Here is a 15,541-nt window from a genome sequence, read left to right as displayed (position 1 = left end):
GCGAATAAGAAGTGCTCGACTATGGACGGTCAAACGGGCATTTTTATGGTGGTTCATCCGGGCTCTTTGGGGTCTGGAGAGGTGTGGTAACCACCATTTTCCAAAGATGTCCCGGATGAACAACGTACAGAGAGATCACAGCTAGTCATCGCGTTCACTGGCGAGGCCGGCGTGTCTCATGGCTACCATGACTTTTGGGACGACGACGAAGTCTTTCATTACTTCGGCGAGGGCCAAGTCGGAGACATGAAGTATGTGGCGGGCAACCGAGCGATTGGTGAGCACGTGAAGGATGGCAAGACGCTCGTAGTGTTCCAGATGATGGGCAAGGGGCGGCCCTACCGATACCTTGGTAGGTTCATGTGCCAGTCCTCCTACGTTCAACCTGGCATGCCAGATGGAAGGGGGCAACGTAGATCTGCGATCGTTTTCCGCTTGAGATCACTGGATGCCTCACTTGGGCTCGCGGCGAGCGATACGGACCAAACCGAGATCGATGCAGCTATCGATGACGTCGGCGCGACGACCACAAGACGCGAAACCGAAGTGCGGACGAAGCAACGCCTGTTCCGTGAGCGTCTGATCGGCGTTGAAAAGGGTTGCCGACTGACCGGCATTGAGGACCTGAGATTCCTTCGCGCGAGCCATATTAAGCCATGGGCGGACAGTAATCACGACGAACGCGTTGATGGGGAGAACGGTCTTCTGCTAGCTCCCCATGCGGACCTGCTGTTTGATCGCGGTTGGATTAGCTTTTTGTCTAGCGGTCGTCTGCTAGTCTCGAGCGACCTATCGTCTGACGTACAAGTTCGGCTCGGCCTGAACCTGAATGCATCACTTCGATATGGAGTCTTCTCTCAGAAGCAGCTTGGTTTCTTAGAATTCCACCGAGACGTCGTTTTTGATAGGCGCCATTCTCAATCAAATCCGCCAGAGCATTGACGCCAGAGCCTCCTGGAATTCTCGCTGATCTCTCGCTCAAGTGTTGCATTATCCGAAAGACGCGAAGCCCCCGCTTTCAGTAGCGGCGCTCATTAAGGCTCAGGTTCCATCGTAGCGGCTTTTGCTGCTAGCTGTTGGGCATACGCGGCCGGCGTCAGGCCACCCAGAATCTTCTTCGGTCGCTCCTCCTTGTATTCGCGCCGCCATGTTTCGATCTCGGTGTGGGAGTGTAGCAACGTCGGGAACCGATGTTGGTTGAGGCATTCGTCCGGAGGGCGGCCGTTGAAGCTCTCAATGTAGTTGTTCCGATTGGGCTTGCCTGACCGGATCAGGCGCAGCAGGACACCTCGCTCGTAGGTCCATGCAGCCATCGTCTTGGGGCGGAATTTCTTGCCGTTGTCGATCTAATCGGTCCGAATCACCTACGGTGGGCCTCGGGTCAGCACCAGCCTATCCAGCACTCGTACCATGCCGCGGCCAGTGATGGTCCGCTCCACTGCGAACGCCTCCGCCTCGTGGTGGCATCGTCGACGATGGCCAGCGCCTTGAGCACACTTCCTTTGGCAGCTCGAACGAACAGGAAGTCCATCGACTCCACCACGTTCGCTGCCTCCGCCCGAAACAACGGTTGGTGTTCACCGTGCAGCATCGTCTCCCGCTTGCGCCAACGCACCTGCAACCTGCCCTCCCGGTAAAGGCGTTCGACCCGCTTGTAGTTCACTGGTCACTGTTCCTGCTGCAGCTTCAGGGAGATCATTCCTACGCCGTAGCGCTTGTATCGTTGTGCCAGCGCCTGGATTCGCTCGGGCAGTTCGATATTGCGATCAGGACGGGGGACATAGCGCAATGCACTGGCGTTCATCCGTACCACGATTAGCGCCGGCACTCGGTGGGCACGCGCTCCTCCAAACGCCGCACCAGCGCCCTGCGCGCAGGTGCAGTCACCACTTTTTTCGAAGGGCGTCGTAGATGACGTCGTTCTCCAGCCAGTGCTCGCACAGCCGCTTCTTCAGCCGCGTATTCTCAGTCTTCAGCTCCTCGAGCCGCTTGGCCACCGGCACGCCCATCCCGCCAAATTTTCTGCACCACAATTAGTAGGACGCCTCATTAAACCCGCTCCTTCGGCAATAGTCTTTCACCGCCGAGCCAGTCTCCATCTCATCCAGGAAGCCAATGATCTGTTCGGAAATTCGCTTCTTCATATCCAATCTCCGTATAGCTGGGGATTGGACTCCAAATCAGCCTACTACTCAAAGTCTGACGACGCCGAGTCACCAGAGCTATTACAGCAGTCGTTTCTGGCGTCCACCTCTTGCTCTCGGCGTCGGCGAATCAACGTTCCGCGGCGCCAAAACCCGACCCGCAAGCAGCTCTAGTGATTTTGCTGCAGAAAGAATCTCATTTGCCAGCTCCTGCTTAGCCACCTCGGAATCTTGAGGTACTGATACCGCCCCTCGATCACTACGCCTTCCGTAGCGGAAGCTCACATCGACATGCGGATACAGCTCAATGACAATTTCATTTGAGTGAGTCATGCGCTTCGATACGGAATCAATCTCAAGCTTATTGGCGAGAATAAACTCGTCATAAGCGATATCGGCTCTCGGCTCTGAGAACAGATCACTGGACAGTCTCATGTCCCTTAGGATTCTGAGACCTCGACCCTGGCGCTGTCTCAAAGCAGAACCGAACCGCTGAATTCCTGCAAAGAAGGCGTACCAAAGCACTACGCTGGGATTAGAGTTTCTCAGTAGAAGATTGAGGTGATCCATAGTTCCGGGCGAAATTCGGGTCGCAACTAATGCGCAAGCAGCCAGAAGCTCTTGGGGCGGATCCTTCGACGTTCTGACTTTCTCAAGGATTGATTGAAAGCCAGTCCCCCTCTCTTCGCGGGTGCCGTTTGAAAAGTCCTGCAGCGACCCCTCTAAGACAGCTCCGGTAATCCTCCTCCAATTTGCGTCACTCGGCTCCCCATACTTAACCGCATCACTGACCAAATCAGCAAGGGTGTCTCCATTGTCCTTTCCCAGGTCAACGGAAATGCAAACATCAAATATTCTGGAAAGAGTCTCAGAAGTCCCAGCCCCAGCCAGAAGCGGAGCGCCGGTAATTGCCTGAACCTCCATCCACCTTCTCAAGAATTCCTGAATTTCGTCCTCAGGAACGATCTGAATCGCCTTCCCAAATGCGTGAGAGATGGTGCGACTGCATACCGAAACGCCTATATTTTCCGATTGAGCGTCCTGCCCGGCGTAAATCGTTGCCTCTGCTATTGCCAGGCAAGCCAGGCCGTTTAGCAAGCTTGAGCGGGTATCAGACCCACGCATTTCAGCCATCGCGGAAAGCTGCTTATTCGTTACCAGCCTCGAAAGTGAAGTTATAGGAAACGGAAGCTGCGGAGCTGACAGCAAAGCTGCGAGCAGCGGAGCAATCGAGCTCTCATTGGATGCGATTAGACACGGAAGCGAGTCAACACTGGTTGAAGAACTGTCATGCCAGACTGCCAAGAAACCGGCGCCGTCTAAGAAAGAAAGCTGTCCACCCTCTTCCATCCTGGAAAGCTCTGGACGCCAGCCAGTGACGAGCACATCCATTATCTCTCTTCGATTAAGCTTCGCATACCACATTATCATCCTCCTTTTCCGAACAGCATCTTTCTGGATACCGGCTTACCGGTCGGCACTACCGTCCTTACTGCAGCCTCTAGATACCCAGGAACATGTGCGTCCCAGTAGAGCGACAAGGCTGTCTTGGCACGCGTGACGGCCGTAAAGGCTAGCCGCTTTTGCGCCCCCCTCCCAACGGCCGCCAACTGATCAAGACCGACCAGATGAAGCGCTCTGAACTCAAGCCCCTTGGCTGATGATATCGTTCCTACCCATATCTTTTTCTTAGAATCAAAATCTTGAGATCCACACCTAGTCACTTCATCCACAAGCTCGGATTTCATTAGAAGCGCCGTGACGGAATTGACATCGTCAACTTTCGGACATAGAACCCCAATTACTTCATCCGGGTAAGCAACCCGCTGCAATCCAACTTGCTCTATTACCAGCTCAACCTGGGCTTCAATTGATAGACCACTCTTATACGAAACAGACGATGGATACTCAGCCTCATCGTAGTGACTTGTATTAAAAAGCGGAATATATCCAGGCTTACCTGCCATCAGGGCATCAGCAACGCGGCATATCTTCTTTCCATTTCTAAAATTAAACGTTAGCTCACGGACTTCATCCACGACAGATTCCAGCGCCGGCTGACTATCATCGCCCTCATAAATTTTCTGCTTAGAGTCACAAGCAGCGGTTATGTTTTCAGCCAATTTTGAGATTAGCGAAACCTCCCGCGGCGTATAATCCTGAGATTCATCCAGAAGCAATGCTTGGCTAACAACCCCAACCTTGCCCGCATTAATAAGCCCCTCAATGATTTCCACTCTCCGATCTCGAATCTCCGTCAGACCCATTCCGGCTTCATTAAACTCCATGTCAAATTCACGGATGATGTCAAGAAATAGCCGGCTATGCGTTATTATTTTTGAAGAAGGAAACTTGTAGACCTCACCACCGAGCTGAATAAACTGACGCAGAACAGAGCCAAAGACCACTACATTGATGTTGGGACGATCAGCAATGTACAGATGATTTGCTCTAAGTAGAAGCAGATTGGTTTTCCCACAACCCGGCGGACCTTTTATCAAAAGATTCTTATCCAATGGAACATCTAGAATATCCAATTGTTCTTTAACCAGATCACCATCATCCTTCCACCATGTAGCGGTCATTCCCTCTCCCCCGCAGAGAAATTGCAATCTTCTATGTAGTCGTACGCCTTGGCCAGCATGGATAACATCCACCCCTCGAGCTCTCGATCTGGCAGTACTTCTTCGATAGTCCCAGCGCAAAGCACAGACTTCTCGGCCAGCGGGTGACCAGCAACGTCAGCATGGGCACTAAGCTGAAAGACGAGAGCACCTGCGTTCCGTGCAACGCAGGCCAAGATGAAGACCATTTCGATGGATGCAGTTAGACCCAGTGTGTCATCCTTTAGGAATGACACGCCACACGTCGCCTCGTCTTTCCGAAGGTCCACGTTTGCACTTAGAGAGTGGAGAGGAAAGCATTTGAGCGTAGTAATTAGCTTTCCCACCTTAAAGCTTAGACTTGAGCTAGCCCTACGAATCTCCTCGCGATGAATTCGCTGCTCTTCTCCATTCAGTGGGAGACCTGAGACTTCTGCGGATTGATGGGAGTAGTAGCCCTGACGATTTCGAATTTGATGAAAAAGCTTAGATCTTTCATCGCTCGCAGACGGCTCAACATCGAATGAATCCCAGCTAATTAGCTCCAATCTCGCGAGCGGATCTTTCAGAAGGCAGTTCTTGCACAGCCTCACAAGCCTCAGATCTTCACCAGCCACATTTGGATTTCTCTGATGAACAGCTTCTACCAGAATTGCATACGGTTCCGAATATTCTTCGAAGAGCTCTTTTCGCATGAGCAAGTCATGGAGTACGGCTCCGATTTGATAGAACGTTAAAGCCCGCCATCCATCAATCGAGTCAACCTCTTCTCTACGAAGAAACTCTGGCGAGCTGTATCGGAGAGTGCCGATGAAACTGCGAGAGTCGACATCAGTCAGACCAGCCGCACCAAATGGGCGTATCACACCGAGATCAAGAAGCTTCAGTGTTGAGAAGTCTTCATTTATCGCAATGTTCTCAGGTTTGATGTCACGGTGCGCAAGCCCATTATCCTCAAGAAATCTCGCTGCAGACGAAAGCTGCGAAATCAACGCCGGCACTGCGTCTGTCGGTATCTGCGGCAACGCTTGCTTCAGGTTTTTCCATGGCAGCTTTTCCATTGCCACGTAGAGCCATCCACTATCCGCTTCCCCGCCACCGAGGATAGTGACAACATGTGGGTGGGTTGCACCCACGAGACTGGCTTCGCGCCTGATTCGCTCTAGTTGAGCATCGCGACCAAATCTCTCCACCAGCTCTGGATGGAACACCTTGATTGCTGCACTTGTGCCTTCTTTCTCACCCACCATAACAACCGCGGACTTTCCATGGCCTAGGCCTCCTGTGATGGTCCACCCATCAAGAGTTGCTCCCATTAGTTCTTGCTGAAGAATTTGGGCTTGCGCTCCGTCCATGGCACTCTCTCATAAAGTAAAGAGGCGGCCAGTGGCCGCCTCTGTGAACTAATAATCAAACCCCAACAGGATTAGCCTTCTCCGGATCAATCTTGTACTGCTTGATCGCCCGGGCCACATCCTTCGCGGTCATCTTCCCTTCCTTCGCCAGCGCCGCAATCGCGGCATGCGCGATGTAGTACCGATCCACCTCAAAGAACCGGCGCAGGTTCGCACGCGTATCCGAACGGCCGAAGCCATCCGTACCCAGCACCGTATACGACATCGGCACGAACGCGCGGATCTGGTCCGCATACGCACGCACGTAGTCGGTAGCAGCAATCGCCGGGCCCTGGCGGCCTTCCAGCAGCTCGGTCACGTAGGCCTTGCGCTGCTCACCTTCCGGATGCAGGCGGTTGGCACGTTCCACGTCGAAACCATCGCGACGCAGTTCGTTGAAGCTCGGGCAGCTCCAGATGTCGGCGGTCACGCCGAAGTCCTTGTCCAGCAGCTCGGCCGCGGCAATGGCTTCGCGCAGGATGGTGCCCGAGCCCAGCAGCTGCACGCGCAGCTCGCCCTTCTTCGGCTTGCCGGCGTCGGTCAGCAGGTACATGCCCTTGACGATGCCTTCGGCCGCGCCTTCCGGCATTTCCGGGTGGGTGTAGTTCTCGTTCATCAGGGTGACGTAGTAATACTCGTCCACCTGGTCTTCCATCATGCGCTTGGTACCGTGCTGCAGGATCACCGTCACTTCGAAGCCGAAGGTCGGGTCGTAGCTGCGCACGTTCGGGATGCCACCGGCCACCAGATGGCTGAAGCCATCTTCGTGCTGCAGGCCTTCACCGTTCAGCGTGGTGCGGCCGGCGGTGCCACCCAGCAGGAAGCCGCGGGTACGCATGTCGGCGGCCTGCCAGGCGATGTCGCCCACGCGCTGGAAGCCGAACATCGAGTAGTAGATGTAGAACGGCAGCATCGGCACGTTGCTGACCGAGTAGCTGGTACCGGCGGCCATCCACGAGCTGATCGCACCCGGCTCGCTGATGCCCTGCTGCAGCACCTGGCCGCTCTGGTCTTCGCGGTAGAACATCAGCTGGTCGGCGTCGACCGGCTTGTACTTCTGGCCGAACGGCGCGTAGATGCCGATCTGGCGGAACAGGCCTTCCATACCGAAGGTACGGGCTTCGTCGGCCACGATCGGCACGATGTGCGGGCCCAGTTCCTTGTCGCGCAGGGTGATGTTCAGGCTCTGCACGAAGGCCATGGTGGTGGAGTAGCTGCGCTCGCCGCTGCTCTTCAGCAGGCGCTCGTAGGCTTCCAGCTTCGGCGCCACGAAGGTCTTGTCGGCCTTGCGGCGGCGCTGCGGCAGGTAACCGCCCAGCGCGGCACGGCGTTCCTGCAGGTACTGCACTTCCGGCGAATCCGGGCCCGGGTGGTAGAACGGCACCTGGCCGTCGGCCAGCTGCGCGTCGGTCACCGGAATGTTGAAGCGGTCGCGGAAGTGGCGCACCGCTTCGTCGTCCAGCTTCTTGGTCTGGTGGGTCGGGTTCAGTGCCTCACCGGCGCTGCCCATGCCGTAACCCTTCACGGTCTTGGCCAGGATGACGGTCGGCATGCCCTTGGTGTTCACGGCTTGGTGGTAGGCGGCGTACACCTTGTGCGGGTCGTGGCCACCACGGTTCAGGCGCCAGATGTCGTCGTCGCTCAGGCCGGCCACCATCGCAGCGGTTTCCGGGTACTTGCCGAAGAAATGCTCGCGGGTGTACGCGCCGCCGAAGGCCTTGCAGTTCTGGTATTCGCCGTCGACGGTTTCCATCATCAGCTTCTTCAGGACGCCATTGGTGTCCTTGGCCAGCAGGGCATCCCAGTAACCGCCCCACAGCAGCTTGATCACGTTCCAGCCGCCGCCACGGAACACGCCTTCCAGTTCCTGGATGATCTTGCCGTTGCCGCGCACCGGACCGTCCAGGCGCTGCAGGTTGCAGTTCACCACGAAGATCAGGTTGTCCAGGCCTTCACGGCCGGCCAGGGCGATGGCACCCAGGGTTTCCGGCTCGTCGCTCTCGCCGTCGCCGATGAAGCACCACACCTTGCGGTCGGACTTCTCGATCAGGCCACGGTTTTCCAGGTAACGCATGAACTGCGCCTGGTAGATGGCAGCCAGCGGGCCCAGGCCCATCGACACGGTCGGGGTCTGCCAGTAGTCCGGCATCAGCCACGGGTGCGGGTACGACGACAGGCCACCGCCGTCCACTTCCATGCGGAACTTGTCCAGCTGCTCTTCGCTGATGCGGCCTTCCAGGAAGGAACGCGCGTAGATGCCCGGGGCGCTGTGGCCCTGGATGAACAGCAGGTCGCCCGGGTGGTTTTCGCTCGGGGCGCGCCAGAAGTGGTTGAAGCCCACGTCGTACAGGGTGGCGCCAGAGGCGAACGAGGCGATGTGGCCGCCCAGGTCACCCGGCTTGCGGTTGGCGCGGACCACGGTGGCCATCGCGTTCCAGCGGATGATCGAACGGATGCGCCATTCCAGCTCGGCGTTGCCCGGGCTCTTGGCTTCGAACTGCGGTTCGATGGTGTTGACGTATTCGGTGGTGGGAGAGAACGGCAGGTAGGCGCCCGAACGACGGGTCAGTTCCACCATGCCTTCCAGCAGCTGATGCGCGCGCTCGGAGCCCTCGACATCAATAACGGCCTTCAACGACTCGATCCACTCCTGGGTTTCCACAGGATTCGGGTCGTTGTTCAGCACCTCGTTCAACCAGTTCATTAGCGCTCCCATAACCGCACGCACGCGCGCGACTGTTGTATAGATTTCTAGACCGCAAAGTGTAGCGCACCAAGGGCTTTCGTCACTTGGCTACGCAGGCGTATGGATGCAACCGGCCAGTGTCCGCAAGGGGCTTGCCGGGCCCGCTGAAGGCCCTGCGGCGGGCCTTGGTGGCTGCGCGGGCTGTCGCTTGCGGGCCGCTGCGCCCATGTGCAGGACGCAGTGTTACCGCTGCCGATGACGGTTGTAGGGCAGCGCCACACCCACCGGTATCGGCTGCGCGTGCCGGCGCTGAACCGGCGACAACGTGTCGCACCTGCCTCTGGATTGGCCCCCAACCTGCCCTCAGGGTAGGCCTCGAGTGTTGGCCTCGCCCGCTTCGGTCCGCCGTCTGGCCCTGCCTCGCTCCCTTCCACAGTGTTGCCCGGGGCGCCTCGCAAGGGGCGCCCCTTTTGCCGTGCGCGGGGCTGGCCGTGGCCCAAAACTGACCCGCTTGTGGCCGGATCGGTGATTGCCGGCTTCGATATATCGATATATCGTTTGCACACTCGTTTACCGATATATCGAAATGAGCCGCACCGCTTCTCCCAGAGCCCGTTCCACCAATCCGGAAGTGCCGCGCCGCAACGGCCAGCCGCGGGTGCTCAGCCGCGGCGACCTGCGCCTGCTGGTGCTGGCCCTGATCGGCGAACAACCCCGCCATGGCTATGAGCTGATGCAGCTGATCAGCAACCAGTTCATGCAGGCCTACACGCCCAGCGCCGGCACCATGTACCCGCTGCTGGCCAGCTTCGAGCAGGCCGGCTGGATCGAGGCCGAGGAAGTGGACGGCAAGCGGATCTTCCGCATCACCGCCGCCGGCGAGTTCGAGCTGAAGGTGCAGCGCACCCAGGTGCGCCTGGCGCAGCGGCGTGCCTTCGACCGTGCCCGCGAGATCACCAAGGCCTCGCTGCCGCCGCCGCTGGCCGGTGCCCTGCGCGAGTTCAAGCGGGCGCTGGTGCACCACCACGGCCGTTGGGCCGAGGGCGAAGCGGAAGAAGTAGCGGCGCTGCTGACGCGGGCGTCTGCCCTGCTCAACGGTACGGCCGGTAGCGAGAGCCCACCCATTTCAACGACCCAGCCAGACTGACTCCAGCCAGGTCTCCCCTACGCCGCGCAGCACTGCGCGACACCTTTACAGGTAACCCCATGACCGAACACAACAACACGCGCCTGCGCCTGGATGTGCGCTTCCGTGAACTGACCGTGCTGCGCACCGAAGAGGTCACCCCGCACATGCGCCGCATCGTGCTGGGTGGCGCCGAGCTGGCCGGTTTCGATTCGCCCGGCGCTGACGACCACATCAAGCTGTTCTTCCCCAATGCCAGCGGCGAGATGGTGCTGCCGGTGGTCACTGCCGAAGGCCGCAGCTATCCGGCCGGCAAGGAGCCCTCGCCGGCCCGCGACTACACGCCGCGCTGGTGGGACCACGAGACCGGCGAGCTGGCCATCGACTTCGTACTGCACGACCAGGGCATTGCCGGGCCGTGGGCCGAGCGCGCGCAGCCGGGCGACGTGCTGGTGATCGGCGGCCCGCGCGGCTCGTTCGTGGTGGCCGACAGTTACGATGCCTATGTGCTGATCGGCGATGAAACCGCGCTGCCGGCCATCGCCCGCTGGCTGGACGTGCTGCCGGACGGTGCCGAGGTGCAGGCCTTCATTGAAGTGAGCGATGAGGCCGAACGCCAGGACCTGCCGCAGTACGAGAACGTGCGCATCCACTGGCTGGAGCGCAATGGCTTCCCGGCGGCCACCAGCACGCTGCTGGAAGACATGCTGACCGACTTCGAGGCCCCGGAAGGCGATGTCTTCTACTGGATCGCCACCGAATCGCGCCGCGCACGGATGATGCGCAAGTTCATCGAAGGCCACTTGGGCGTGCCGCGCGACTGGATCCGCTCGACCGGCTACTGGAAGGCGCACCCCGACGAAACCGACGGCGATTGATCCAAAGACGGTGGGTGCGGACCCTGCTTGGTAGGTGCGGACCGTTGGTCCGCACGCCCTCCGACAGGTAGTGCCGGCCGCTGGCCGGCAACCTCATGAACCTTCGGCAGGAAACCGCAATTGCCGGCCAGCGGCCGGCACTACCACCCGGCGCGCCCACCCGAACCGCTGCGCGGCCCAGATCTCCAGCGCCAGCATCCGCACGCCCTGCAACAGGTAGTGCCGGCCGCTGGCCGGCAACCTCATGAACCTTCTGCAGGAACTTGCAATTGCCGGCCAGCGGCCGGCACTACCACCTGCTGCGCCCACCCGAACCGCTGCGCGGCCCAGATCTCCAGCGCCACCAGCAGCGCGATGACCAGCAGCGGCAGCAACAGCCCGAAGTACACGCCGGGCATCATGCCGTTGATCTGCGCCTTCACCAGCCGCAGCACACCACGGGTGTGCAGCAGCTCATCCACATGCATGGTCAGCGCCTCACGCACCACCTTGGGCTCCAGGCCAATCGTGCCGGCCTTGTCCACCAGCGTGTCTTCCACCATGCCGCGCAGCAGGCCTTCGCGCACCTTGCCGATCACCCAACCGGTGCCGCGTGACAACGGGCCGTTGCCAAGACGATCCAGGCCGGGCAACGGATGTTCGCTGAGATAGGCCGAGGCAATGGTGTCGGCGACATCACCCACCGTGCCCTGGCTGCGCAAAGCCTCGCGTATGCGCGGGTCGTCCAGCGAGTCGGTGAAGCCTTCGCTCCAGCCTTCCACCAGGGTCTGCAGGTGCGGCTGGAAATGATCCAACTGCTTGAACAGCGCGCGGTGCGCACCAGCAGTAAAGCCCAGCTGCAGGCCGAAGAAGGCGGTGGCCAGTGGCAGCAGCACCACGTAGCTGGCCAGCAGCCAGTGATGCCAGCGCTTGCGCCGCTGCAACCAACCACGGCGGTGCAGCCCGCGCCAGGCGAGGATGCCCAGCACCAGGCCAAGCAACGTGCCGAGCACGCTGCCGCCCACCAGATCGAGCACGCTCAGGCCCGACCAGAATTCGTTCAACCAGTACTGCGCGTCCTGCATGGGTCTTCCTTCCGTGGGTGCGGCCGCGCCATTGTAGGGGCCTGCCCACGCTCGGCTGCTCTCTGCCCTCGGTGGGTGCGGACCGTTGGTCCGCACATTCCCATGCGATTGCCGGCCGATTGCCGGCACGACCGAGCCGGCAATGCGACAATCGCGCTCTTTCCTGCAGCGACGAGGCCCACATGGCCAAACTGACCCTGGCCAGCGTGGATGCGCTGCGTACCCGCTTCGCCGATGACGCCGCCTGCGATGCGGCCCTGGCCGCCTTTGCCGACACCGCTGCACTGCGCGTACCGCTGCGCGAGCTGGTGGCGGCACAGCACCGTTACCTGCAGGCCGAATTCGAAGTGGCACAGGTGGCCGACGTGCTGCGCCGCGACCAGAAGTACGCGCCGGTGGGCCGCCCGTCGGTGCACATCGTGCAGCTGCGCAAGCAGCAGGCCGCGACCAAGCAGGCGGCGCTGATCGCACGCCAGGTGGTGGCGCAGGCCGCGCAGACCTTCGTTCGCGTGAGCGGGCTGGCAGTGAAGGCCAAGCAGAGCCCGAGCGAAGCGTGCGTGGCATGGTTGGGCGCGTTGCGCTGAGGGATCGTGCGGACCAACGGTCCGCACCCACCAGATGCAGGTTGGCGTCTACCGGGTAGTGCCGGCCGCTGGCCGGCAACCCCATCAGCATCAGGCACCCCGCATGCAGCCGGCCAGCGGCCGGCTCTACCGGCACCCAAAAAGAAGGCCCGCTTTTCAGCGGGCCTTCTGCCTTCTCACGACGAGTGAGCGGGGTGCATCAAGCCGCCGGCTTTTCGCCGGTGGCTTCGGTGGTGATGCGGATCTTCACTTCATCGCTGACGTTCGGGGCATACGCGCCGACGCCGAAATCGCTACGCTTCAGGGTGGTGGTGGCATCGAAGCCGGCGGCCGGAACCTTGGCCATCGGGTGCTCGCCGCCGCCGTTCACGGTGACGTCCAGGGTGACCGGCTTGGTGATGCCCTTGATGGTCAGGTCACCGGTGACGGTCAGCTTGTTGGTGCCAGCGGCTTCCACCTTGGTGCTCTTGAAGGTGGCATCGGCGAACTTGGCGGCGTCGAAGAAGTCGGCGCTCTTCAGGTGCTCGTCGAACTTGGCGGTGAAGCTGTTCAGGCCGCTCAGCGGCAGCTTCACTTCCACGGTGGACTTGGTCACGTCTTCGGCGTTGTACACCAGGGTGCCTTCGACGTTGCCGAAGTGCGCGCTCGGGTTGGAGAAGCCGAAGTGGCTCCACTGGGCCAGCACGTCGGTGTGGGTCGGGTCCAGCTTGTAGGTGCCCGAGGCGATCTTGATCGCTTCGGCGGCCGGCGCTGCAGCGGCGGCATCGGCGGCCGGGGTGGCGGCCTGCTCGGTGGTGGCCGGGGCGGCGGCATCGGCGGCCGGGGCAGCGGTGTCGGCCGGCTTGGAGCAGGCGGCGATGGCCAGGGTCAGGGCCAGCGGCAGCAGCAGTTTACGGGTGGCGCTCATCTGAGGAACTCTCCGGATCGTAGGGTGGGTACACGGTGCAGCAAGAGCCTGCCACGGGACAGCAGGCCCGAAACCGATACAACGACTTACGCGATGCGCGCCGCTTCGTCGAACGACAGGCGCGGCAGACGCGGGAACAGGCCCGCCGGGTCACCGTAACCCAGGTTGACCAGGAAATTCGACTTGATCGAAGTGCCGGCGAAGAAGGCTTCGTCGACCTTGGCCGGGTCGAAGCCGGACATCGGGCCGGCATCCAGGCCCAGCGCGCGTGCGGCCAGGATCAGGTAGGCGCCCTGCAGGCTGCCGTTGCGGAGGGCGGCTTCGTGGCGACCTTCCTGCGGGCCGTCGAACCAGGCCTTGGCATCGGTGTGCGGGAACAGGTACGGCAGCTTCTCGTGGAAGTCCAGGTCGAAGCCGATGATGGCGGTGACCGGAGCGGCCATGGTCTTGTCGTGGTTGCCTTCGGACAGGGCCGGGGCCAGCTTGGCCTTGGCTTCCTTCGAGGTGACGAAGACGAAGCGGGCCGGCGTGGTGTTGGCGGCGGTCGGCCCCCACTTCACCAGGTCGTACAGTTCCTGCAGCAGGCTGGCCGGGACCGGCTTGTCGAGGAAGGCGTTCTGGGTGCGGGCAGTACGGAACAGCTGGTCGAGGGCAGCAGCGTCGAGCGCGTGGGACATCGGTGGATCTCCAGGGCGGCTAAGGGAAGTCAGTGCCCGCGGGCGGCGCGGGGCGAAACGACGAGCCGCAGTGTAGAGTGTCGCGACTGTTGCAACACCCAGCAGGGCTGAAACGAATTAATGCCAATGGTGAAACGATCGAGCGCGCCATGGACGGTCACTGACGGCCGTGCGGGCAATGTCCGCCAGGCGGTCGCGCTGGCCTCGGCGCTGCGCCAGGGCACCCACCGACCGCTGGTCCTGCAGCCCCGCGCACCCTGGCGCTGGCTGTCGCCGCGGCGCCTGCCGGGTGATGTGAACGGCTATGGCGAGGCTTTCGCGTCATTGGCTGCCGAGGCCCCGGCGCTGGCGATCGGCTGTGGCCGCCAGGCCGCCGGCGCACTGCGCGTCCTGCGGGCACGTGGCAGCCAGGTGGTGCAGATCCTCGACCCGCGCATCGGCGCACGCCACTGGGATGTGGTGGTGGTGCCCGAACACGATGCCCTGCGTGGCAGCAACGTGCTGACCCTGCTCGGCAGCCTCAACCCGGTGGACGACGACTGGCTGGCCTGGGGCCGCGCCGCGTTCGCCGGCTTCAGTACCTTGCCCGGCCCGCGCACCGCGTTGCTTGTCGGTGGACCGACGCCGCTGGCGCCGTGGGATGAAACGGCGATGGTGGGCGTGTTCCAGGCGCTGGCCGGGCAGATCCGCAGCGAAGGCGGCAGCCTGCTGGCGACCACCTCGCGACGCACGCCGCCGGCGTTGGCCGAGATCCTGCGCGCGACGTTCGCCGACCTGCCGCATGTGATCTGGGGCGACGGCGGCGACGGTACGAATCCTTATGGCGGCCTGCTCGGCTGGGCCAACCGCGTGGTGGTCTCGCCCGATTCGGTGAACCTGCTGTCTGAAGCCTGCGCCACGCGCATGCCGGTGATGGTGGCGCTGGCCGATACCGCGCAAGGCCGGCTGGCGCGCTTCCAGCAGCAGCTGCGCGAGCGCGGGCGGCTGCAGGCGCATTGGCTGGACTGGCAGTACGACCGCATCGAACCACTGCGCGAGACCGCGCGGGTGGCCGCGGAAGTGAAACAGCGTCTGGCATTGGGGTAGTGCCGGCCGCTGGCCGGCAATGCTCTACGCGCTACCGAAGATCCTGACGTTGCCGGCCAGCGGCCGGCACTACCGGGTGCGCAGCGTTTTCTGAACATTTCGATCCGACTGTGCGGTTAGAGTCCAGCGTCCCCCATCACGCTGAACGTCTTCATGCGCACCCTGCTCCTGCTGCCCCTGGCCCTGCTCGCCGCCTGCTCCACCACGCCCACCGAGCTGGATCCGATCTCGTATCAATGCCAGCAGCAGCTGGACGCGTACCGCGAACAGCCGGCGCTGCGCGATCCGAAGACTGGTCAGCGCCCGCCGCTGCCGGTGGCCCCGATCAGCGACGCCTGCGACAAGGAACTCCAGCGCAAGGGCCTGGATCGCCCGCTGCGCTGACCGGCGTA

Annotated in this window: 13 protein-coding genes and 1 pseudogene; 6 read left to right on the top strand and 8 right to left on the bottom strand. The window is 61.3% G+C overall.

The features are described from left to right. The first annotated feature begins 147 nt into the window (after positions 1-147). Positions 148-942, top strand: coding sequence for an HNH endonuclease (locus AC5P5X_RS17715; protein WP_495216015.1), 795 nt, complete (start codon positions 148-150; stop codon positions 940-942). Positions 943-1,034: 92 nt separating this feature from the next. Here AC5P5X_RS17715 and AC5P5X_RS17710 read toward each other — a convergent pair. The 5 genes and pseudogenes from AC5P5X_RS17710 to aceE all read right to left on the bottom strand — a co-directional run bounded on the left by AC5P5X_RS17710 (position 1,035) and on the right by aceE (position 8,845). After that, a pseudogene (locus AC5P5X_RS17710) lies at positions 1,035-2,144 on the bottom strand (IS3 family transposase). A gap of 81 nt (positions 2,145-2,225) precedes the next feature. Next, on the bottom strand, positions 2,226-3,569 hold the full coding sequence (locus AC5P5X_RS17705; RefSeq protein ID WP_146256523.1) for a hypothetical protein: 1,344 nt from the start codon (positions 3,567-3,569) through the stop codon (positions 2,226-2,228). 2 nt (positions 3,570-3,571) lie between these two features. Continuing rightward, a complete protein-coding gene (locus tag AC5P5X_RS17700) occupies positions 3,572-4,729 on the bottom strand; it encodes an ATP-binding domain-containing protein (protein ID WP_111189091.1) in 1,158 nt (385 codons plus the stop codon). Continuing rightward, on the bottom strand, positions 4,726-6,102 hold the full coding sequence (locus AC5P5X_RS17695) for a protein kinase domain-containing protein (RefSeq protein WP_111189092.1): 1,377 nt from the start codon (positions 6,100-6,102) through the stop codon (positions 4,726-4,728). Before AC5P5X_RS17695 ends, AC5P5X_RS17700 begins: the two co-directional genes overlap by 4 nt. 55 nt (positions 6,103-6,157) lie before the next feature. Continuing rightward, positions 6,158-8,845: a pyruvate dehydrogenase (acetyl-transferring), homodimeric type gene (aceE, locus tag AC5P5X_RS17690; protein ID WP_012478970.1), complete on the bottom strand. Its 2,688-nt coding sequence runs from the start codon at positions 8,843-8,845 to the stop codon at positions 6,158-6,160. A 568-nt stretch (positions 8,846-9,413) separates the two neighbouring features. On the opposite strand from aceE, the gene AC5P5X_RS17685 reads away from it, so the two are divergent. Together AC5P5X_RS17685 and AC5P5X_RS17680 are read left to right on the top strand one after the other, a co-directional pair. After that, entirely contained in the window at positions 9,414-9,974 is a 561-nt protein-coding gene (locus tag AC5P5X_RS17685; protein ID WP_024957161.1) for a PadR family transcriptional regulator, read from the top strand. Between the two features lie 59 nt (positions 9,975-10,033). After that, positions 10,034-10,831, top strand: a complete 798-nt coding sequence (locus AC5P5X_RS17680) for a siderophore-interacting protein (protein ID WP_111189094.1) — start codon at positions 10,034-10,036, stop codon at positions 10,829-10,831. A 242-nt stretch (positions 10,832-11,073) separates the two neighbouring features. Here AC5P5X_RS17680 and AC5P5X_RS17675 read toward each other — a convergent pair whose 3' ends face one another. Next, entirely contained in the window at positions 11,074-11,895 is an 822-nt protein-coding gene (locus tag AC5P5X_RS17675) for a hypothetical protein (protein ID WP_111189095.1), read from the bottom strand. Positions 11,896-12,077: 182 nt separating this feature from the next. Between AC5P5X_RS17675 and AC5P5X_RS17670 the strand changes: the two genes are divergently transcribed. Next, the gene (locus AC5P5X_RS17670) at positions 12,078-12,479 is read left to right on the top strand and encodes a hypothetical protein (RefSeq protein WP_099604730.1); all 402 of its coding nucleotides are present in this window, start codon (positions 12,078-12,080) and stop codon (positions 12,477-12,479) included. A 199-nt stretch (positions 12,480-12,678) separates the two neighbouring features. On the opposite strand, the gene AC5P5X_RS17665 is transcribed toward AC5P5X_RS17670, so the two are convergent. Both AC5P5X_RS17665 and AC5P5X_RS17660 read right to left on the bottom strand, forming a co-directional pair. Further along, complete coding sequence (locus AC5P5X_RS17665) at positions 12,679-13,386, bottom strand: YceI family protein (RefSeq protein ID WP_005407837.1); 708 nt, start codon at positions 13,384-13,386, stop codon at positions 12,679-12,681. Between the two features lie 86 nt (positions 13,387-13,472). Further along, positions 13,473-14,063 (bottom strand): malonic semialdehyde reductase, encoded by a 591-nt coding sequence (locus AC5P5X_RS17660; RefSeq protein ID WP_005407836.1) that lies wholly within the window; start codon positions 14,061-14,063, stop codon positions 13,473-13,475. 126 nt (positions 14,064-14,189) lie between these two features. On the opposite strand from AC5P5X_RS17660, the gene AC5P5X_RS17655 reads away from it, so the two are divergent. Both AC5P5X_RS17655 and AC5P5X_RS17650 read left to right on the top strand, forming a co-directional pair. Beyond that, positions 14,190-15,149, top strand: coding sequence for a mitochondrial fission ELM1 family protein (locus AC5P5X_RS17655; RefSeq protein WP_005407835.1), 960 nt, complete (start codon positions 14,190-14,192; stop codon positions 15,147-15,149). Between the two features lie 153 nt (positions 15,150-15,302). Continuing rightward, the gene (locus tag AC5P5X_RS17650) at positions 15,303-15,533 is read left to right on the top strand and encodes a hypothetical protein (protein ID WP_005407834.1); all 231 of its coding nucleotides are present in this window, start codon (positions 15,303-15,305) and stop codon (positions 15,531-15,533) included. Positions 15,534-15,541 lie beyond the last annotated feature (8 nt).

Source organism: Stenotrophomonas sp. YJH_SMC_91, assembly GCF_059368495.1.
Note: the sequence above shows the minus strand (reverse complement) of the source record. Positions and strands in the feature narration are given on the sequence as shown.

Excerpts from the sequence above, each read along its gene's own strand:
- AC5P5X_RS17705 (WP_146256523.1), bottom strand. The coding sequence starts at position 3,569 with ATGTGGTATGCGAAGCTTAATCGAAGAGAGATAATGGATGTGCTCGTC.
- AC5P5X_RS17700 (WP_111189091.1), bottom strand. The coding sequence starts at position 4,729 with ATGACCGCTACATGGTGGAAGGATGATGGTGATCTGGTTAAAGAACAA.
- AC5P5X_RS17695 (WP_111189092.1), bottom strand. The coding sequence starts at position 6,102 with ATGGACGGAGCGCAAGCCCAAATTCTTCAGCAAGAACTAATGGGAGCA.
- aceE (WP_012478970.1), bottom strand. The coding sequence starts at position 8,845 with ATGAACTGGTTGAACGAGGTGCTGAACAACGACCCGAATCCTGTGGAA.
- AC5P5X_RS17685 (WP_024957161.1), top strand. The coding sequence starts at position 9,414 with ATGAGCCGCACCGCTTCTCCCAGAGCCCGTTCCACCAATCCGGAAGTG.
- AC5P5X_RS17680 (WP_111189094.1), top strand. The coding sequence starts at position 10,034 with ATGACCGAACACAACAACACGCGCCTGCGCCTGGATGTGCGCTTCCGT.
- AC5P5X_RS17675 (WP_111189095.1), bottom strand. The coding sequence starts at position 11,895 with ATGCAGGACGCGCAGTACTGGTTGAACGAATTCTGGTCGGGCCTGAGC.
- AC5P5X_RS17670 (WP_099604730.1), top strand. The coding sequence starts at position 12,078 with ATGGCCAAACTGACCCTGGCCAGCGTGGATGCGCTGCGTACCCGCTTC.
- AC5P5X_RS17665 (WP_005407837.1), bottom strand. The coding sequence starts at position 13,386 with ATGAGCGCCACCCGTAAACTGCTGCTGCCGCTGGCCCTGACCCTGGCC.
- AC5P5X_RS17660 (WP_005407836.1), bottom strand. The coding sequence starts at position 14,063 with ATGTCCCACGCGCTCGACGCTGCTGCCCTCGACCAGCTGTTCCGTACT.
- AC5P5X_RS17655 (WP_005407835.1), top strand. The coding sequence starts at position 14,190 with ATGGTGAAACGATCGAGCGCGCCATGGACGGTCACTGACGGCCGTGCG.
- AC5P5X_RS17650 (WP_005407834.1), top strand. The coding sequence starts at position 15,303 with ATGCGCACCCTGCTCCTGCTGCCCCTGGCCCTGCTCGCCGCCTGCTCC.